General features: G+C 30.0%; 19 protein-coding genes. 7 read left to right on the top strand and 12 right to left on the bottom strand.

Going from position 1 to position 19,838, the window contains the following annotated elements:
* Window positions 1–95: 95 nt before the first annotated feature.
* From MR875_00515 to MR875_00505, 3 genes are read left to right on the top strand one after another with little or no spacing between them, the layout of a single operon-like run.
* Window positions 96–2,549: a DEAD/DEAH box helicase gene (locus MR875_00515; protein ID MCI6993337.1), complete on the top strand. Its 2,454-nt coding sequence runs from the start codon at window positions 96–98 to the stop codon at window positions 2,547–2,549.
* Window positions 2,550–2,560: 11 nt separating this feature from the next.
* The gene (locus tag MR875_00510; GenBank protein MCI6993336.1) at window positions 2,561–3,796 is read left to right on the top strand and encodes a PD-(D/E)XK nuclease family protein; all 1,236 of its coding nucleotides are present in this window, start codon (window positions 2,561–2,563) and stop codon (window positions 3,794–3,796) included.
* A 25-nt stretch (window positions 3,797–3,821) separates the two neighbouring features.
* Window positions 3,822–4,496 (top strand): DUF169 domain-containing protein, encoded by a 675-nt coding sequence (locus MR875_00505; protein ID MCI6993335.1) that lies wholly within the window; start codon window positions 3,822–3,824, stop codon window positions 4,494–4,496.
* Here MR875_00505 and MR875_00500 read toward each other — a convergent pair.
* The 3 genes from MR875_00500 to MR875_00490 all read right to left on the bottom strand — a co-directional run bounded on the left by MR875_00500 (window position 4,488) and on the right by MR875_00490 (window position 7,726).
* Window positions 4,488–5,141, bottom strand: coding sequence for an NTP transferase domain-containing protein (locus MR875_00500; protein ID MCI6993334.1), 654 nt, complete (start codon window positions 5,139–5,141; stop codon window positions 4,488–4,490). The genes MR875_00505 and MR875_00500 overlap by 9 nt on opposite strands.
* 29 nt (window positions 5,142–5,170) lie before the next feature.
* Window positions 5,171–6,358: a hypothetical protein gene (locus MR875_00495; GenBank protein ID MCI6993333.1), complete on the bottom strand. Its 1,188-nt coding sequence runs from the start codon at window positions 6,356–6,358 to the stop codon at window positions 5,171–5,173.
* Between the two features lie 87 nt (window positions 6,359–6,445).
* A complete protein-coding gene (locus tag MR875_00490; protein MCI6993332.1) occupies window positions 6,446–7,726 on the bottom strand; it encodes a Mur ligase family protein in 1,281 nt (426 codons plus the stop codon).
* Window positions 7,727–7,830: 104 nt separating this feature from the next.
* Between MR875_00490 and MR875_00485 the strand changes: the two genes are divergently transcribed.
* Window positions 7,831–8,226: a nuclease gene (locus tag MR875_00485; protein MCI6993331.1), complete on the top strand. Its 396-nt coding sequence runs from the start codon at window positions 7,831–7,833 to the stop codon at window positions 8,224–8,226.
* Window positions 8,227–8,249: 23 nt separating this feature from the next.
* Here the strand turns inward: MR875_00485 and MR875_00480 are convergent, their stop codons facing one another.
* The 8 genes from MR875_00480 to MR875_00445 all read right to left on the bottom strand — a co-directional run bounded on the left by MR875_00480 (window position 8,250) and on the right by MR875_00445 (window position 17,474).
* On the bottom strand, window positions 8,250–10,997 hold the full coding sequence (locus MR875_00480) for an SMC family ATPase (protein MCI6993330.1): 2,748 nt from the start codon (window positions 10,995–10,997) through the stop codon (window positions 8,250–8,252).
* A complete protein-coding gene (locus MR875_00475; protein ID MCI6993329.1) occupies window positions 10,994–12,238 on the bottom strand; it encodes a DNA repair exonuclease in 1,245 nt (414 codons plus the stop codon). Before MR875_00475 ends, MR875_00480 begins: the two co-directional genes overlap by 4 nt.
* A gap of 181 nt (window positions 12,239–12,419) precedes the next feature.
* Window positions 12,420–13,922, bottom strand: coding sequence for an ATP-binding protein (locus tag MR875_00470; protein ID MCI6993328.1), 1,503 nt, complete (start codon window positions 13,920–13,922; stop codon window positions 12,420–12,422).
* Window positions 13,916–14,989, bottom strand: coding sequence for a DNA double-strand break repair nuclease NurA (locus tag MR875_00465; protein ID MCI6993327.1), 1,074 nt, complete (start codon window positions 14,987–14,989; stop codon window positions 13,916–13,918). Before MR875_00465 ends, MR875_00470 begins: the two co-directional genes overlap by 7 nt.
* Before the next feature lie 64 nt (window positions 14,990–15,053).
* Window positions 15,054–15,806, bottom strand: coding sequence for a geranylgeranylglyceryl/heptaprenylglyceryl phosphate synthase (locus MR875_00460; protein ID MCI6993326.1), 753 nt, complete (start codon window positions 15,804–15,806; stop codon window positions 15,054–15,056).
* 116 nt (window positions 15,807–15,922) lie between these two features.
* On the bottom strand, window positions 15,923–16,069 hold the full coding sequence (locus MR875_00455; GenBank protein ID MCI6993325.1) for a 50S ribosomal protein L40e: 147 nt from the start codon (window positions 16,067–16,069) through the stop codon (window positions 15,923–15,925).
* A gap of 194 nt (window positions 16,070–16,263) precedes the next feature.
* Window positions 16,264–16,800, bottom strand: coding sequence for a DUF367 family protein (locus MR875_00450; protein MCI6993324.1), 537 nt, complete (start codon window positions 16,798–16,800; stop codon window positions 16,264–16,266).
* 2 nt (window positions 16,801–16,802) lie between these two features.
* On the bottom strand, window positions 16,803–17,474 hold the full coding sequence (locus tag MR875_00445; GenBank protein ID MCI6993323.1) for a hypothetical protein: 672 nt from the start codon (window positions 17,472–17,474) through the stop codon (window positions 16,803–16,805).
* 100 nt (window positions 17,475–17,574) lie between these two features.
* Here MR875_00445 and MR875_00440 point away from each other — a divergent pair, with 100 nt between their 5' ends.
* Genes MR875_00440 through MR875_00430 form a run of 3 tightly spaced genes read left to right on the top strand, consistent with a single transcriptional unit; the run spans window position 17,575 to window position 19,330 of the window.
* A complete protein-coding gene (locus MR875_00440) occupies window positions 17,575–18,285 on the top strand; it encodes a hypothetical protein (GenBank protein MCI6993322.1) in 711 nt (236 codons plus the stop codon).
* Window positions 18,286–18,294: 9 nt separating this feature from the next.
* Complete coding sequence (locus tag MR875_00435) at window positions 18,295–18,843, top strand: nicotinamide-nucleotide adenylyltransferase (protein ID MCI6993321.1); 549 nt, start codon at window positions 18,295–18,297, stop codon at window positions 18,841–18,843.
* 49 nt (window positions 18,844–18,892) lie between these two features.
* Window positions 18,893–19,330: a molybdenum cofactor biosynthesis protein MoaE gene (locus MR875_00430; protein MCI6993320.1), complete on the top strand. Its 438-nt coding sequence runs from the start codon at window positions 18,893–18,895 to the stop codon at window positions 19,328–19,330.
* A 160-nt stretch (window positions 19,331–19,490) separates the two neighbouring features.
* On the opposite strand, the gene MR875_00425 is transcribed toward MR875_00430, so the two are convergent.
* Complete coding sequence (locus MR875_00425; protein ID MCI6993319.1) at window positions 19,491–19,697, bottom strand: TOBE domain-containing protein; 207 nt, start codon at window positions 19,695–19,697, stop codon at window positions 19,491–19,493.
* Window positions 19,698–19,838: the final 141 nt, after the last annotated feature.

The following is a 19,838-nucleotide window of genomic DNA, read 5'->3' as shown; positions in this document are numbered from 1 at the left end:
TAAAACACTGATTAATACTTTTCAAATGCTCTTTACATTATTTTATTAATAAGTAATTCACATAAATTAAATTATATTAAATTTTGAGGGAAAAAATGATATCATACGAAGAATTTGAAGATATAGTGGTGAATATACTCAAAAGAGATATCTCTTCAAATAAAGATCAGCAAAATGCAATATTGGCTCCAAGCGACAAATCTCTATTTATCGTTGCAGGACCTGGTTCTGGAAAAACAACTGTAATGGTGCTTAAAATATTAAAATACATATTTGTGGATGAAATTGACCCAAGTGCAATAATCGCTACAACATTTACAAGAAAAGCAGCCAATGAATTATATTCCAGAATATTAAGTTGGGGAGATGAAATTAAAAAATATTTAATTGAAAAGTATGATGATGGAAGTTTTGAGAGCAGTTTCAAAATTGTTTCAATTGAAAGAATAGATGTCAATCAAATAAAAATTGGTACAACAGACAGTATTGCAGAAGAATTACTTAGAGATTATAAACAGCCTGGAGAAAATCAATCAATCGTTATTGAAGGATTTGTAGCCAATTCTGCAATGATGAAAATTATCATCGAAGATGAAAAGTACCTCAATAAAAATTTAGTAGAATATCTCAAGGAAGTAAGCAGAAGAGAAAAACTTGATGAACCATCAAAAATAAGTGAAATACTTATTGAAATTAAAAATAGAATCTACTATGACCAAGTGGACATTAATGAACTATATGCCAAAACAAAAAATATGAAAGGAGTTCATCTTGCACTTGATTGCATTAAAGAATATGAAAATAAACTTAAAAACAGAAATACAATTGATTTTGCCATGCTTGAAGCGGAATTTCTTAAAAAACTAAAAAATAAAGATTTGGAAGAATTCTTAGATGATATCCAAATTGTATTGATTGATGAATATCAAGACACCAACTTACTTCAGGAAGATATCTATTTTACAATTGCCCGTTCTGCACTTGAAAATGGAGGAAACATAACCGTTGTTGGTGATGATGACCAGTCATTATACAGATTTAGAGGAGCAACTGTTGACTTATTTACAAATTATCAAAGGCGTATCCATGATAAATTAGGCATAGATGTTGAAGAAATCAATTTAAGAACAAATTACCGCTCAACAGAAAACATTATTGAACACTGCAATCAATTTGCGGAATTAGACTCAGAATATCAAAATGCAAGGGTTGAAAATAAACCAAAAATTATAGCTCCGGATTTTGATAATGATAAAATGCCTGTTTTAGGAATGTTTAGAAACAACCCTCAAATGCTTGCTAGTGATTTATCCAAATTAATAAATAAACTTGTAAATAAAGGAGAAGCAAACATTAAAGTACTGCAAGTCTTAGATAAGGAATACTATGAAAAAGTAAATGGTGCAGTCAATATTGCACAATTACAAAAGATTCAATCTGAAAATAAACAAAAATGTAAACAGATTGAGAAGATTACCCTAAAGTTAGATAGTGAATATGGGTCTGCTTCAGACATTGCAGTTTTATCATATTCCCCAAAAGAATCCCAATATGGAAATCGTTCATTCTTGCATTATCTGAGAAAAAATCTTAAAAAGTTAAAACAACCAATTGAAATGTTCAACCCAAGAGGAATTGAACTCCAGGATATTGAGGTTGTAAGTATTTTTTGCGGATTAATCCTTGAATGTATTGATCCTGAAGGAACAATACAAAACTTAGATAAAACCATACCTAACTTAGCAAAACGCAACATGAACAAATGGAGAGTTAACGCGAAAGAATACATCAAAATGAATCCTGAACCTCGAGAACCAATTACTCTTTCGCAATTTGTTACATATTGGCAGCTTAGACGTCCAAAAGGATATGACGAATGGCCAAAGACAGCAAGTTTAATGGAACTTGCATATAAAATAACAACTTGGATTGAAGAGTTACAGGAAGATGTTGAAGGTATTGTATATCTAGAAGCAATTACCAAATCAATTACACAAACAGGATTCTTCAACGATTATCATTCAAATATTTCTTTTAAAAATCCAAAACAGGAAAGAGATTCAATTCTTGAAGCCATTTGGAATATTTTCATCCCATTATCAACCGGAGGGGTGCAAATTGATGAGTCATTACTTGAAACATTGCCAGACAACAGAATTAATGTATTATCCATCCACCAATCAAAGGGATTGGAATTCCCGCTGGTTATTGTTGATGTGGGTTCAAAATTTAAAAACAACCATATCAAAACTCAAAGGTTAAGATTCCCAAAATCGATTAAAGACGAAAAGACTCTAGAAACTAGAATAAGACAATACAGTGAACTTGGACAAAGTAGCCGTGGAGAAAAAGACAAATCTTTTGATGATTTAACAAGACTTTACTTTGTTGCATTTTCAAGAGCTGAAAAGGTATTATTATTAATCGGATTAAATCCGGCTATTGAAGGATACAATAATAAGAACGATCACTTTGATATTCCAAATGTTGCTCTTGGATGGAGCAGAGATGAAAAATACATTGGATTTAATGAGATATATTTAATTTAGGAAGTGATAATGTGAAATTACCATCAAGATCTAAATCATATATGATTCCAGAATATAGTTTAACTGGAGATTTATTATCCTATTTAACCTGTAATTTACAATACAGATACCAAAACAAAGGAACATTACCACCTTCAAAACCTGTTCAAAGATGGTTTGGAGAATTTATTCATGGTGTACTTGAAGAGGCATATATCAAATGGGACAATGACAACACACAATTCCCATGGGATTGGAAAAAAGACATTAGACCTATTGAAGATTTAATTGATTTGAGATTACAAGTAAGAGGCCTTTATTCCTATGATGAAGATTTATTCTTCAGCATACATAATCAGGTTAACCAGGATTTAACAATTGACGATTTAAACGAACATGACCATAAAAAATTAGCTAGTGCCAGAGCTGAAAAGGCAATAAATATTTGGGGAAAACATCTGTTTCCATTAATTGATTCATCAGAACTTCTGATAAAGGGAATACGTGAAATGCCAAATTATGACAAAAACATTAGCAGATCAAATTATTATGGAATTAACGGTGTGGTTGATGTTTTAACTTCAATGAAAATTAATAAAACCGTAGAACAGAGCAATTTAGACAATTATAATAATAAAATTATTGAATATCTAAAAAAAGACCCTGGATTTCAAGAAAAAATCTCCCAATATGATGAAGGAGATTATTATGAAATCATCATAGACTATAAAGGAATGAAAAGACCTCCCATAATAATGAAGGATTCAAAAGCTGAAAACAAATGGGAAAACCATAAACAACAAATTTTAACTTATTCCTGGCTTAGGTCACAGCAAGAATCATCAAAACCAATCATTGCAGGAATCATTTTTTACTTGAATGAATTAGTCCCTTCAAAAGAAGATCTGGTTTTAATTAAAGAAGAATTAAACGATAATCTGACTGATGTTGGATATAAATACACCAATGATGTGGAATTGATTAACAAATGGGAAGAGGAAGATAAGGCACCTGAACTAAGCACTGACTTTAAAATTGACAGATCAATTAGAATCATAAATGTCGATGCCGAAGAGCAGGAAAACTCCCTTTTAAAATTTGATAGTGTTGTTGCCAAGATTGAAGATTCATTAATTAAAGAAATGAAAGGATGTAAAATTCAAGAAGCATGGAAAGGAGATTCAGATGAGAGAACCTGCAGTGCTTGTGATTTTAGGACTTTTTGTAAAAATAACAGTGTTAAAACAAAAGACTTTAAAATTCCTTAAACATATATACTATTAGGCGATTATAATGACTAATTTGGAAAAAAACAAAAAATATTGCGAAGTAATCGAAAGTAAAATTAAACTTGATGCAAAACCTGTTGCTATGAAGCTAATTGAAACTGAAGATGACTTACCAGAAAATATTGACTTAATTGACGAAAAAATTAGACATTGTGAAATGGTTAGAAAAGCATCTCTTGGAGACTCATTTTATTCCACAATTGAACAACAACAATGTTTAGGTGGGGCAGGAGCTATCGGCCTTAGAGACATGCCTGAAAAATTAGCAAATGGTGAAAAATATTTCTCATTAGGCAGATTCCAAGATTTAGAAACTGCTAAGAAATTAACCGCAGAACTTTCAATTGTTAAAGATATCCATTGGGGAATGATTTATGCACCTTTAGATGAAGCAGACTTTGAAGCAGATGTCATCCAAGTTATAACAGAACCTGTTGGTGGAATGAAACTTGCTCAAAGTATCGTTTATAAAACTGGTGAAAAAATTAAACCTTCATTTGCAGGTATTCAATCATTATGTGGGGATGCATTTGCAAATCCATATCTTGCAGATGGAATTAATTTCACATTAGGTTGTGATGGTTCTAGAAAAGCAGCTGACATCAAAGATAATGAAATGACTGTTGGTATTAGCAAAGCTAAAATCGAAGAAGTTATTTCAGGATTAGAATCAATCTAAAAGAGCTAAATAATCATCATAATGATTAATATTTAATAATTCTTTTTTATTTTTTTCTTTTATTCCATAAAATGCATAACCATCAGCAAAAATTTTTCTCAAAATTGGATTTAAATTATCATCCTCATTTTTCAAATATTCCATTAAATTCAAACGAGGAGCTACAAAAGGCATACCTAAACCTTCAGCAGTATCAAGCAATCCAGTTTTTCTTCTTCTCAGAATAGATATTGTATGAAAAGGATTATCTGAATTTTGACTTACTTCAATAATACGATTAAAAGTTTCAGTTGACACTGTTGGCTGGTCTGCAGTAATGCATAATGCAAAATCAGAACAGATTTTTGACAATCCATTGTAAAGCGATACTGATAAACCTACATCTACAGGATCATTAATCACAAATTTAACTGACCCTTTATAATTATCAAAAATAGCTTCTTTTATTTCACTTGCATAGTGACCAAGTACCACAATACATTCATCTATATTTGCAGATAATGCATTATCAATAGTTGTCTCTATAACCGTTTTATTTTCAAAAGGTAAAATAAGTTTATTTTTTAATTCTATATTTCGAGAAAGTTGATCTTTTCTCATTCTGGAATTCTTTCCAGCCGCTGTAATAATAGTTGAAATTGACATAAAAAAAGAAAAAGAAAAAGATACATCCATTAGTTTGGAATATATCTTACGAGTTTACAGTAAACACCCATACTTGTACCTGAACCTTCAGTCCACATTTTAATCATAACAGGATAATCATGATTATTTGTTACTGTAATATCTTGTGCAGGATTATATCCGAATAAAACTGCATCTTCATCCCAGGTCATACCGACTGGTAAATCAAAACCTTCAGCAGTAACAGCAGCTCTTAATGCCCTAGCAGATGGACATACACCATGTGCTGCACTTCCACCTGGAGCAGAATGATCTACTGCAGATTCAAAGTAAACATAATCCTTACCACTGGAAGTTGAGTTCGGAGGAATCACAGTTCCATTCCATGCTTCAACAAATTGTCTTGCATTTACTTCCCTAATTGAATCCCCATATTCTGCATGTGAACCTAAAGAAGTTCCATACGCTTCACCTTCTTGTTCTGTGTAATTTCCAGAATATAAAAGAATTGGAGAACCAGTTGGATATTCAGATGCATAATCTACAACATCCTGACCAAATATTTTTGGTACATCACTAGCACTAATATTATTCCTTCCATCAGAGAATCCTTTCATTCCTTTTTCTAAAGTAAATGTAGAACCATTTTGAGCATCATAATTATACCAACTTCTAATAGTTGAAACATTGTAATAATCATTATGATAATCTAAATCTTTAATTTCAGATTCAGGGACAGATTTGATTACAGTTCCATTTTCTACAACATCTACACCAGTATCAGTTTTAACTAACCATTTATATGGAGTACTGTATCCCCATACATAGTTATCCGGTGATTTTACAGCCAATTTGTCTCCTTCAAATGTTAAAAATCCAGGGCCTTCAACATCAATCACATTACCATAGGAATCTATACTTTCACTAGATATGCTTGAGAAATCCATTGGAACCATACCAGTAGACAAGGTCATTAAGATACCTTGAATATCCAATGCAGCAATTTGATGCGACAAGAATCCAAGATGTGATACTAAAGGCACTTCAATTGGATCTTGTTGGCCTAAAATTGATTGATTCTCGAACATGGATTGTCCAATAGGAAGATTATACTCTTCTGCAACGGATTGAGCGGTGAAAGACTCATTAGTTGCTGCCCCAAAAGCAGCAAATAAAATACTTAAAACAATTAATGCTAAACATATTGTAATTGATATTTTTCTCCAGCCACTACTCATTTAATACACCTTAATAATATAACAATAATAGTAATATTATAATTTTAAATTACATAGTATAAAAATTTATCGAAAAACGCTATTTTTTCATAAATTTTCAGAAATTAATTTAATTCTTTCTTGAATATCAATAATAGTATCTTGACCATTACCACCAATTAAAATAGCATCTTCATGAGAATACTCTGCAACCAATGCAATAATTTCATCAAGAGAGTTTACAGTTATGATATTTCCCATATAACCAAGAGAATTCAATCTATAAATGGCCATATCCAAAGTATCATCCAATCCAGGGAATAGGACAATGACTTCAGGATTATACTTAACCGCAACATCCAAAATATCCAATCTGTGAATCTCATTATGACGGGGAGTACCAATAAATATTGCATAAAAATCCTTTTCAGATAAAATAGAAGCTAATGCATCTGAATTATCAGTTTTTCCAACATATACTGATGCATCATTAATTTTATAAACATCCAATCTGCCCTGAACAGCATTAAATTCTGAAAGTGATGATTTAATAATGTCCTTAGGCACTTTCAGTTCTCTTGCAATTGCAGTTGCAAGACCTGCATTAAGCAAATTAAATTTACCAAATACTTTCAATTCATCCTGATATTCGAAATAATGAATATTTTTAGCACTAGCTTCTTTAAAATCAGCATTGAAATCTTGATTAAATGCAGTAAATACAGTTTTGCCTTCAAAAAATCTAACTAAGGAATTCTTATAATTCGCAATGGTCTTATGGACATTCATATGATCATTACCAATATTTGTAAGACCAATCATATCAAAGTCAAAGCAATATTTACAAAAGTCAAGAGTCATATCACAGACTTCAACAAGCAATATATCATATTCGCCCTCATCTGCTTCAAGGATTAAATCATAATAACCAGAAAATCCTCCTCCACCATTTCCTCCTACTAGCACTTTTTTACCTGCATTTTCTAAAACTTCTTTTAACATATGCACAGTAGTTGTTTTACCGTTAGTTCCAGTAATCCCAATAGTGAAAACATCCTTATGTTTGTTTACAGTATCACTCAATAAACTTGAATTTTCCAATAACTTGGTTGCAAATTCCCCTCCAAACATACTAGGACTAATTGCTATTGCATCACATTGATCAATAGCATAAGGATTTGTAAAACCTAAATCAAGAGTTACACCATCTCCAACAATTGAAACTGTCTGGTTTTCATCAATTATATCAAAAGACAAATTTGGCAAATCTAAACCATTTAAATCAACATTGATATTTAAATCGGTGGCATAAACTTCCCAACCGTGCCTTAAAAGAGAGTTAACTGCTTTTTTTCCTTCTACACCTAATCCAATTACTGCTGCTTTCATAAAAAATAATTCCTTAAAATAAATCGTTATAATTAACATTACATTTTTTAAATTAATAAATATTTTTATATTATAATATTTAAAATAAATGCAAGGTGAGAAAAATGTTTGAAGATGAAAGAAACAATAAAATTTATAATTTAATAATTACTAGCGGATTTGACAAAAATAAAGAATACGGACAATTTACTGAAAAATTATATTCAAAAACAGATTTCTTATGGAAAGAATCAATGTCTGGATCATACTCTACTGCAGGTGAAGAATTTTATAAAAAAGTTGATAGGATTATTTTTTTATCAGGTCTTTATAATGACAATAAAGAACTCTTTGAAGAGTTATTAACCGCAAGTGAAAAATACGAAATACCAATTGTTTTAGTTAGACCATTAGGTGCAGAAGAAGTTCCACTTAACTTAGAAGAAAAAGCAGCAACCATTGTTGGATGGAATGCAAACTGCATCATAGATGCAATTAAAGATGCACCTGAAACATTTTAAAAAAAAGAAAGATAATAATGTGATTACATTATTACTTTTGAAATTCCATTTACTTTTTCTACTTTAATTAAATTATCTGCAGCATTTTCAAGTTGAGGTTCGTGAGTTACAATTATCATTTGTGGCAATACAGACATTTCTTTTAATAAATTAATCAACTCATGTCTTCTGGATGAATCCAAATGAATTGTAGGTTCATCGAGTAAAATAGTATCTAATTCACCATTAGCCATTGCCTGTGTAATACCAAGTCTTAAAGCTAATGCAATAGCGATTTTTTCACCGCCACTAACCATACTCATTGAAGATTCACCTTCAGGACCATAAACAGTCACATCATACTCGTCATCAAGAGTTAAATCAGAATAATTAAAGTTAAATTCATTGAAGAACTCTTTAGTATATTTTTGGATTAATGGCCTTGAAATATTTCTTAAATCTTTTTGAATACCATTTTTACTGTATAAACTTCTGAAATGATTCAATAAGTTAATATAATCTGAAATATCATCATATTGTTTCTGGAATACTTTAACAGTTTCCAATTTACTAGTTAAATCCTTAACTTGAGTAATTGACTGACGTGCTTGTCCCTTAATATCTGAAAGTTCATTATTAAAAGTATTAAATCTTCTTTCATATATGTCAGAATGATAAATAATTTGTTCATATTTATCAGCATCATATGCAGAAGCTTGGATTTTATTTTTAATAATGTCAATTTGATTAATGGACATACCAATATCTTCTTTTACTGAATCAAGTTGTGTTAAATAAGAAGATTTATTTTGGACAAAACCTTTAAGTTGATTATATTCCTCATTTTTATGTTTTAAATCAGCAATACGATTTTGAAGCTCAGCAGCAGTGATATCCCCACTTAAATGAGGATCTTGCTCAATTGCGAGTTTAATATTAGTTACATGATTATCAATTTCATTTCTAACTTGTTTTAATTTATATTGAGCTTCAGTTTCATCACCTAAAACATCCAATGCACCTTTAGCTTGATTATATGCATCATAAGACTCTTTATAAGATTCGCGATCTTCTTTCTTATTGGCAATGATAAGAATCAATTCGCCTAATTTACCACTGATAAAGTCTTTAGATACAAGTTCATCATCAAGTTTGTTTAATTTGACAATTTGATTTTGCAAATGAGTAAATTTATGTTTATACTCTATAATTTGTTTAGATAACTCTAATAATTTATCGGATTTATCTTGGAAACTTAATTTATTTTTATTAAGTAAACGAACACTTTCCTCATTTTCAGAAATCAATTTAGTATTCTCTTCAATACTATCAGTATACTGATTAATTAATTCTGATTTTTTATTATCATCAATATCTGCTTGACAAACAGGACATTTACTATCTGCATCTTCCAAATCATCTAAAGGTTTTTGACTTGATTTAATATTCTGCTTAAATACGACAATCTCTTCATTTTTAGCAATGATATCTTCAGATAAACTTTTAATCTTTTCAGATATTTCATTCAAGAAGTTATTTGTAGCATCCTCAATACCTTCAATATTATCAATTTTAGCCAAATTATCTTGGTCCAATCCATAATCATCTAATTTATCTTTAGCTTTTGCAAAGAATTGATTAACTTCATTACGTTCGTTTTGAACTTCTTTTAAAAGATCTTTCTTATCATTTTCAAGTTTAGCCATTGTAGCTAACTCTTTTTCAAAATTAATCTTTTGATTATTATATTTGTTAATCTCCTCTTCTGATGCTAAATATTTATTATAATTCTCTTTATTATCAACAACAATTTGTTTTTGTTGAGCAATAGATTCGAGTTTATCATCAATTTCCTGTTCTTTTTGTTTTAAATTTTGAATACTAAGAACAGATTTCTCAAAGTCAAGATAAACATCTAATTTTGAAACATATTTTTCCAATCTGGAAATCTTCTCTTCAGATTCCCTTATATTGTCCAAATTATTTTGAATCAAATGTTTATCCTGTTCCAATTTAGATAATGTCTTTTCTTCATTTTCAAGGTTATTCACTTGAGTTTCATAAATCTCTTTTTCTCTTTCCATGTCCCTTTTACTTTCAGAGATTTCTTGAAGTAAATCACTAACCTCTTTAATGTTTTCCTCAAGTTCAAGTCCTCTTTGCTTTAATGAATTCAATTCATCTCTTTTTTTAGTCAAGTCCTCTGCCAATTCCTTTGAATTGTAAAGTTTACCCTTGAGTTCAGATAGTTGATTTTCATAATCATTGATAAATGGCAATAAATGTTTCCAGGATTTTTCCAAGGAATCAATACCTAACAATTTAGCAATTAACTGTTTTTTCTCAGCAGGAGTTTTATCAACTAATTCAGCTATTTCCCCTTGTCTGATATAAATCGCATTTAAGAACAAATCAGAATCAATGCCCAAAATTTGATGGATTTCATTTGATACTTCTTTATCTCCACTGCAAACATGAACATATTCACCATCTAGTGAAGTTTTCTTATATAACACTGATTTTAAATTTGATTTTTTCTCACGAACAATTTTATATTTTTTCCCATTAGAAATGAATTTTAATTCAACAAACATGGTTTGTGCATTATTTCTAACTAAATCATCAATTTTTTTAGCAGTGTGTTGTTTAAATAGAGCAAAACTAATACCTTCCAAAATTGTTGATTTTCCAGCTCCATTTTCACCTACAATAACACTAATACCCTTATCAAATTTAATTATAGTATCTTCATGAGATTTGAAATTTCTTAATCTTAATTTTGTAAAAATCATTTTAAAACCTCATTAAATGTTACTTGAACATCCTCTGATTTTTCTTGAGGTGTTTCAACTTCAGTTTCTTCTTCTGCTTGCAATTCAACTTCATCTTTAGTGGAATTATAAAAATCATTGTAGAATTGTTCGATTAATTCTTGTGACTCTTCAAGTTTATCTTTTGATAAATAATCATACAAATCAATGGCCAATTGGGTCACATTATCATCATTATATTTCTTTAATTGTTCCACCAATATCTCTTTGGCACCTAAACCATTCTTTTTAATTTCCTCTTCATCAATGACTTCATCATCTTTAACATTGAATTTTGGCCTAATCATTAAAGATAAATCCCCTAAATCTTCATTGATAACATCATAAACAGCACTAGTATCAGATTCAACATCCCTAATTGTTAAATTCAAAATAGGTTGTTTATCAAAATCCTTAATAGTTTCCTTAATACCGGCAATACCACTTTCTAAGTTTTCATAATCAAGTGATCTGTTAATGAATTCACGAGGAACATCAATTTTAACCCTTTTAACAATAGGTTTTGGGCCATCGAAATCAACAACAACAAAACCTTTCCCATTTCTTTTATAATCATCCACTTCATCAGTTTTCCATATTTCACCAGATCCAGGATAAACTAATCTTCCATTACCGAATGATTCATTAATATACTTATGAATATGGCCAAAAGCATAATAAGTAAAATTATCTGGAATATCACCAAGTTCCAATTCATATTGATATCCCAAATATTTATCAATACCTTGATGTAATACAAGAATTGATTTTTCATGATTTGCTGCCTTTTTAGACAATTCAGCCAATTTAGATTTTAAAGTTTTATTTTGTGATGATGGATAGTATGGTAAACCCCCAATAAAAATATCTCCATGCATATAATCAGTATTAATTGGACTAATTACTTTTAAACCCAATTTTTTGAATATAACTTGTGGAGGAATAGCTCCTTGGCGCATTACAGAATCATGATTTCCTGCAATTGCATACATTGGAATTCCTGCACCTTTCAATTTAAGTAAACCTTTTTGGAATGCTAAGAGTGCATTAGGAGATGGTCTTGCGGTTTCAAATAAATCACCGCTATGGATTACAAAATCCACTTTTTCTTCAATTATTTTGTCTATAACCTTTTCAAATACTTCATAAAAGTCTTTTTCACGTTCAATTAGACCAAATTGACGATAACCTAAATGAGTATCTGCTAAATGTGCAAATTTCATTATATTACCTTTTAAAATTTTTGTATATAACCAATTTAAACACTTTGTAAAGCATTTAAGTGAATAATAATTTATGACTTTCCATATTTAATAGTTTTTAAAGAGAGCATTTGAAAAGAAATAAAAAATGTATTAAAAATAGTATATTGAAAATTAAGAAAAATAAGAAAAAAATATGGAATTAATAATCATATCCCATATCCAATGTTTCTTTTTCAGCACGTTTGATCTCTTCTTCTTCACGTTTTAAAGAGTCCTTGAAATAAGAAACAATATCCATGTCATCACCATGGCGGCGACCTTTAAACATATCAATTTTAACAAGAGTTGGCACTTTACTCATTAAACCCAAAACAATAGCTTCTCCAACGTTTAATGATGGAAGTTGATTAATCAAATCCTGAGATAAACTCTCACTAGCTGATTGAACATGTCTTTGATCTTCAGGTTCAACAAGTCTTAAGATAATCATATTATTCATTTGAGATAATGCATCATGATCAACTGTTTTTGGAGATTGGCTCACCAAACATAAACCCAAACCAAATTTACGGCCCTCTCTTGCAACTCTTTGAATCCATCTCTTAGATTCAGAATCCCTTTTATTTGGAGCAAGAATATGTGCTTCTTCTAAAATGAAGAATACTGAATTGTCAAGTAAATCTTTTTTATTACCACTATGTGCAGCATCCTTGCTTCTTTGAAGTGCATTTCTTAATATATGACTTACCAAAACACTTGCAACAGATTCATCAACCTGACTTAAATCCAATACATTAGCATGCCCTTTTTTGATATTGGATAAAATATTTCCTATGTCTTTATCAAATAATTTGGAATATCTGTCCATTGCATCATCAATCTTATTCATTACATCAATAATTTGTTTATCAGAACCTTCAACTAGAGAATCCTTCTCTAAAATATCATACATTATTTGTAAGAAATTATTAGTTTGTGCAACACCATCAGTTATATCCCTTTTAGCTCTTTTAAATGCTTTTCTAAAGTGTCTTTCCTGAATAAAACTGTTTCCACCAATATTTACCAATTTTTTGATTTCATAGAAATTCATATAATGTGGATTGATTTTGGGTCTTATCACATTTACAGCACCATTTGGAAATTCCGCATCTTTATATTCTCCATGCATATCAAAAACGAAAATAGGAACATTGTAATCCAATAATTGATCTATTAAAACAGATACAGTATTTGATTTACCCGCACCAGTCATTGCAAGAATAGCCAAATGTCTTGACAAAATTGGATTTGCTTCAACATTAACATCAACATCACTTTGATTTACAAGACAACCTAACTTAATAGGGTTTTTTACATTGAATATTTCATCTAAAATTTCCTCATCAGCCAATTGAATTTCTGTTCCCGGAAGAACAGGAGTTCTAGGTAATTTTAAATTGTCATTGACATCTCCAAGAATTTTCACTTTACCTTTGATGTAGTTATCTTCACCACCAATTCTTGAAATCTTTTGAATTGCCTTAAAATCATTTATATCTACATTTAAAGAATCATTTCCCCTAATTAAGTTTTCAATCATTCCTAAAACTTTTTTTCCATCATATTCTATTGTAACATATTCGCCAACTTTAGGCATTTCATCTGAAATAAATGTTACTTCTGTAAGTGAAGTTTCACCAATACAAATTCCAACTACCATGACATCACTTCCCTATTGGTTGTTTCATAAATTTTAGCTATTTTCAATAATTGTTTAATATTATTATCTGTAATTACAACATCATTATGTGCTTTATTAAGCAGGTACGGATAACCTTGAACTGCTAGTTTGTTAATTTTTTTAATTAATTCAAATACTTCCTCTTTTGATGCTTTATAAGGCAATTCAACTTTCAATACATTTCGATTATCCTGCAGACGAATGTAGAAAATTGTAAAAGTTATGCTTTTGAAAAAATCATTGAAATATGGAAATGCTGCGTTTTCATGAACAGTTTTGTATTTTATCAAAGACATTCCCTGTTTTTTTGTAAATTTATCCAGAAATGCAATATCTGGAATATTCCAATTAAACAACTCATTATCAGAAGAGGTTTTTGAAATTGAAATAATTCTTTTTCTAAATTGTAATATTTCCTTTAAAAGAATCAGTTTTTCAATAGATGCAAGATGAAGATTATACTCCTCAATTTTATTTGAATTTTCATTTTTAGGTAATTCCACAAGATTTAATGAATCCCTAATCTCTGGAAATATCAATCCATATTTTCTTATGTTTAATCTTCTCTCAAATTCATTAAGTAAAGTATCATCCATATTATTTTTAAGTTTGGACGGTAATTTAGCACCTCTTGGAAATGCATTCTGCAAATCTCCCAAAATAGACCCATCAATCATATAATAATCAACATTATACTCTTTGATTGTTCTAAGTGCACACTTAAGTTCATAAATAGCCATGTAATTACTTAGCAATTCATCCAAAAAAGATACATGTGAAATATCAAAAATATCTGAATCATCAATTTTTTTAATTTTACCATCGTAAATTATCGATTCTGCACCTACTGCACAAAAATTAGTTGTTAGAAATTTCTTCTTATTGAAACTTCCATCCCCTGCAGCAATAGAAAAATCACTATTACTTTCATGAATATCTCTATTAAACCATTTATATTCTAATTGAGATTCAACATCATTTTGTGAATCAATATCATGAATAAATCCTCTTTTAGCAATGGCTTTTTCATATAATGAATTTAACATAATATCACTAATAATTATTATGTTAATAATAAATAAAAAAAGTATGGTAAGAGAAAGTTGAAAACTACTCCATTGAAGCTTTTAAAATAGCTCCGGTTAATTCTTGAATTTTAGCTTTTACATCATCAACTTCTTCTACAACAGTACCAGTTACAATGATGTCTCCACCTGCTTTTGCAGCCATGTAAGCAGTTTTACCGTCACGGATACCTCCGCCGACAACAAGGATGTTACTTGGTGCAGCCATTTTAGAATAACCAATCATTTTCGCAGGAATTGGCTCTTCAGCACCGGAACCTGCTTCAAGATAGAAAAATTTAATTCCAAATAATTCTGCAGACATTGCATAAGCTGCAGGAATTTTAGGTTTGTTTCTAGGCACTAAGTTTGCATCTCCAACCCAACCAACGGTTCCTCCAGGAGAAACAACCATATAATGCATAGATAAGATTTCCATTCCAGATGCTTTCACTGCTGGTGCTGCTAAAGCTTGAGCACCGTTGATCCAATAAGGATTTCTTGAGTTAACATAACTCATGTAAAAAATAGCATCAGCATATTTACTTACACTACTAGTATTACCAGGGAAAATAATAATTGGAACAGCAATATTTTCAGATAATATTTTACAAGTATTATCTACATCATCACCATTAACAGTGGATCCTCCAATCATAATACCATCAGTTCCACCTTCAATAGCCTGAGTAGCTATTTCCAAAGCTTCTTCAGGTGTCTGTTCATCAGGGTCAATTAAAGTAAAGTGTATTTTTCTACTTTTTAATATATCTCTAATATAATTTTCAACATCTTTCATAAGAATACCTAAAATAAGATTTATTAAAAATGATATATTAAATTAATTGTTTGGAAATAAAAATTAGTTAAAAATAAGTTTTTTAAAAAAAATAAATTAAAGATAAGAGAATAAACCTATCCTCTTGGTTCTTTAGCTTTGTATCTTAAACCTTTGTAACCGCATTTTCTACAAGTTGTAGCACCAGCAGGGTTACGAGCATTACATTTTAAGCAGATTTTTACATTGAACATTCTGTTTTCTGCTTCTTCGAATCTTGCCATTAAAACTCCTCCTTATAATCGTGAAAATTAATAATAATAAACTGTTATAGTATTCATAACTATTAATTAATTATTTAAACTTAATAGTATTTAAATGTTTAGTTATTTTAACCTAAAATAAGGAAAATATGCCCTTATAAAAAATATTATTCCTCATGTTATTTGAAAAAATAATAAATAAAGAGATTAAGTCATTAATCTCCGTCCTCTGACTCTTTTTGAGAATCTTCAAGGAAATCATTTTGAACCCGGACAACTTCAGCACTGGTATCAACTTCACTATATGCTTCAAGCAAATCATGATTAAGTTCCAAAAAAGTATGTCCCCATTTGAAACCATCCATCATTTCACGTGCTTCGTCTTTAAAGCGAGTGATGTACAATGTTGCAGCAATAGCTTCAACAGTTGATAGAATACATGGTTTTCCATAATTTACAGGATTTGTAGCTATCAAAAATGGAAGTGACCTATGATACTTAGATAATGCAAAGAATTTTTTAGATTTGGACACCTCATTCCAAGAACAGTCCAAACCTACAACACCCCTTCTTTGAACAAATCTGTAGTCTTCATATGATACAGCTTTCTCCGCATAAGGATTTAAAACTACTGCACCACCAGGAATCTTGTTTATATCATAAACTAATTTGCATTTTCCCATTTTTTCCATTTTTATTGATGTGCATTTCTTCCTATCACATTCATCTGCGTGAAAAACTGTAATTCTCATATTTACTGAGCTCCTTCAAGTGCAGAAGTATTTCCTGCCTTATATTCATGGATAAGGTCCATTTGTTGATCAAATTGGTCTTTTGTAAGTCCAAATTGATCATAAATGTGTGGAACATTCTTACTTTCTTTTAATGTTAAACTTTCAAGTAAAGGTTGGAAATAATCTGTATATGCTTCACCATACATGCCATTAGTAGCATTAACTTTAGATTTACCGTCAATAATCATATAGATTAAATAACCCTGTTTTTTACCCTGTGATTCACCAATGATAATATTCATTGCATCACCGCCAGAAGAGTTGTCACTTGAGTTTGTGCTTGGAACTGCCTGTGTGAAATAGATATTCCAGTCATTGCCATTGAATGATCTTTCTTCAGGATTGGTTATTCCTTGAAGTTCATAGATTTCCATCAAAGCTGAGGAATTATCAACAGTAGAAATATTATAAGTAATCTTATTTTCTTTATCTTTATAAGAATGCATAAACTTCTCTTTATCATCCACAAGTTTTACATTTCCAACAAAATTACCTTCCATAAAGTTCATTTTGAATGGAGTAGTTTCAACATTTTTATCATCACCAATAAATCCAGTGGCAAATAAAACACCAACAATTGCAATAATCACGACAATTGCTGCAAGAATAATAATTATATTTTTATTTTCCATAAGAAAACTCCTTAATTTAATTAATTAGATATAAGTAAAAAGTCTTTAATATAAGTTTAGTTAGATATCTAATATATTAAAGACAAAATAAGGTTATCTTATGAATAAAAAAATGCAATACCAAATATTACTTATTGTTCTAGTTGCAATTGTAGTATTTAACTTAGCCATTATCTTTAGTTCAATGATGAGCACCCCAGACAATGACTATAATATTACAACTGTAGGACAGAATGCTAATGGTACTGTTTATAAAATTGAAGCAGGTAACATGTCTTCTAATGAGACTGTTGGAATTATTTTAGGAGTTCACCCAAGGGAACATGAGATTCATGAGGCCGTGAATAATACAATATATAATATCACATCAGAAAATGGTACTCATAATCTTACTAAAAAATACGTAATTTATTATGTAAAAACAAAAGACAACATCACTTCCCGTGAAGATACAAGACCTGCAGGTGAAGAGTTAGCAAATAAATTCATTGTTCCAAACATTATTAAAGACAATCCGTTTATTGTACTTGATGTTCATGAAATAAATCCTGACTATGAATATTCAAATTTCATATTCAGCCTATCAAACAGAACAGATAAAATTGATTCTTACATATCAAACATAACAAATGATGTAAATCTGGTAGATTATCAATTCGATGAAGGAACAAGTCCTGAAAAAGTTACAAAACCAATAGCAAGTAAAGGAATCAATACATTACTCATGGAAACTTCTATTACTGATGCTTTAATGGAAAAACAAAAAACTGCAGATAATTTAATTAAAAGTTTAGACAGTTTAGAACCTTAAGTGATTATAATGAAGAAAGTTCGTGGAATTTTAATTGGAAGGATGCAACCAGTTCATAATGGACACATGCAGATAATTGATAAAATTTTAGAAGAAGTAGATGAAATTATAATTGGTATAGGCAGTGCACAATTAAGTCATAGCATAAAAAACCCTTTTACTGCTGGTGAACGTATCGTTATGGTTAGTCAGGCACTAGCTGAAAGGGGTGTTGATCCAACAAGATACTACATCATACCAATGCAGGACATTAATTTTAATGCCCTATGGGTTTCTCATGTTAAAATGTTAACTCCAGCATTTACAAAGGTTTACTCTGGAAACCATCTGGTCAAACAACTCTTCTCAGAAGAGGGATATGATGTCAAACAGCCTCCACTTTATGACAGATTGCAATTATCTGGAACAGAAGTGAGACGTAGGATGATTAAAAATGAAAATTGGGAAGAACTAGTCCCAAAAGCCACTGTAAATCTTATTAATGAAATTAATGGTGTTGAAAGAATACAAAATTTATCTTTAAAAGAGATTAGCGAATATAACAATAGTTATAAATAATGAAAATATAATAATAAATTATAAAAAATATTACAAAGGAGATGAAAAAATGGTTGTAAGAGTTATCGAATCTAAAGAAGACAAAGTCACCACAGCTGATTTAATTGAAGAATTGAAAAAAAGTTCAAAAGTCGATTACTGTGGAGCTCTTTTTACTTTTGAAGGATTTGTAAGAGGTAAAGAAGAAAACATGAACTTACAGAAGTTAATCTTAACTACTCCAGATAAAGATGAAACAAAAGCTGAAATTGAAAAAATCGTTGAAAACGCTAAAATCAAATACAATGTTGCTGAAATCTCAGTTGTTCACTACATTGGTGAATTCTACACTGGAGATTTATTATTCCTAGTTGCTGTTTTAGGTTATCACAGAGATGAAAGTTATCAAGCTTTAAAAGAAGTAATTGAATCCGTGAAATTTGATGTTGAATTTAAAAAAGAAGAAATTTCTGATGAAGGAACAAAAGTTATTCTCGCAGGAGGATAAACTTGTTCTCCCTATTTTTTATTTTAAGATTAATTCTCTTGTTTTTAATAATTTATGCAATAATTAAAAACTTAAAAACATTATTAAAAGCAGGAGTGGTTATTTTTATAGTTATTATATTATTAGGATTTATGGGATATTAATCCCACAAGATCCATACTTATTTTCCGATAATAACTTCAGTAGATTTGATGATAGCAGTAACATCATCGCCTTCAGCTAAACCTAATTTTTCTGCAGATTCTTTAGTGATTACAGCAGCAATAGTGTTAGGTTCACTTACTTCGATTTTAATGTTAGCCATTACAGCACCTAAGTCTACTCCAGTTACTTTTCCATTTAATTGATTTCTTGCGCTTAATTGCATAATATAAGTCTCCTTTAAATAATTTGTAAATTTATACTCGAATTGAAATATCACTTTCAAATTTCATATCGACAATAGTATGTTATATCGAATTGCATATAAATGTTTCGTTTTTACGAACAATACGCATTATTTTAATCG

It is taken from the genome of Methanobrevibacter sp. (genome assembly GCA_022775905.1).
In the GTDB taxonomy this organism is placed as follows: Archaea; Methanobacteriota; Methanobacteria; order Methanobacteriales; family Methanobacteriaceae; genus Methanocatella.
This window is presented reverse-complemented; position numbering and strand designations above follow the sequence as displayed.

Bases quoted from the DNA above. Each gene is read 5' to 3' on its own strand.
- MR875_00425 (MCI6993319.1), bottom strand. From the start codon at position 19,697: ATGCAATTAAGCGCAAGAAATCAATTAAATGGAAAAGTAACTGGAGTA.
- MR875_00495 (MCI6993333.1), bottom strand. From the start codon at position 6,358: ATGAGTAGTGGCTGGAGAAAAATATCAATTACAATATGTTTAGCATTA.
- MR875_00440 (MCI6993322.1), top strand. From the start codon at position 17,575: ATGAATAAAAAAATGCAATACCAAATATTACTTATTGTTCTAGTTGCA.
- MR875_00450 (MCI6993324.1), bottom strand. From the start codon at position 16,800: ATGAGAATTACAGTTTTTCACGCAGATGAATGTGATAGGAAGAAATGC.
- MR875_00445 (MCI6993323.1), bottom strand. From the start codon at position 17,474: ATGGAAAATAAAAATATAATTATTATTCTTGCAGCAATTGTCGTGATT.
- MR875_00470 (MCI6993328.1), bottom strand. From the start codon at position 13,922: ATGGTAGTTGGAATTTGTATTGGTGAAACTTCACTTACAGAAGTAACA.
- MR875_00480 (MCI6993330.1), bottom strand. From the start codon at position 10,997: ATGATTTTTACAAAATTAAGATTAAGAAATTTCAAATCTCATGAAGAT.
- MR875_00500 (MCI6993334.1), bottom strand. From the start codon at position 5,141: ATGTCAATTTCAACTATTATTACAGCGGCTGGAAAGAATTCCAGAATG.
- MR875_00460 (MCI6993326.1), bottom strand. From the start codon at position 15,806: ATGAAAGATGTTGAAAATTATATTAGAGATATATTAAAAAGTAGAAAA.
- MR875_00455 (MCI6993325.1), bottom strand. From the start codon at position 16,069: ATGGCAAGATTCGAAGAAGCAGAAAACAGAATGTTCAATGTAAAAATC.
- MR875_00515 (MCI6993337.1), top strand. From the start codon at position 96: ATGATATCATACGAAGAATTTGAAGATATAGTGGTGAATATACTCAAA.
- MR875_00430 (MCI6993320.1), top strand. From the start codon at position 18,893: ATGGTTGTAAGAGTTATCGAATCTAAAGAAGACAAAGTCACCACAGCT.
- MR875_00435 (MCI6993321.1), top strand. From the start codon at position 18,295: ATGAAGAAAGTTCGTGGAATTTTAATTGGAAGGATGCAACCAGTTCAT.
- MR875_00485 (MCI6993331.1), top strand. From the start codon at position 7,831: ATGTTTGAAGATGAAAGAAACAATAAAATTTATAATTTAATAATTACT.
- MR875_00465 (MCI6993327.1), bottom strand. From the start codon at position 14,989: ATGTTAAATTCATTATATGAAAAAGCCATTGCTAAAAGAGGATTTATT.
- MR875_00490 (MCI6993332.1), bottom strand. From the start codon at position 7,726: ATGAAAGCAGCAGTAATTGGATTAGGTGTAGAAGGAAAAAAAGCAGTT.
- MR875_00505 (MCI6993335.1), top strand. From the start codon at position 3,822: ATGACTAATTTGGAAAAAAACAAAAAATATTGCGAAGTAATCGAAAGT.
- MR875_00475 (MCI6993329.1), bottom strand. From the start codon at position 12,238: ATGAAATTTGCACATTTAGCAGATACTCATTTAGGTTATCGTCAATTT.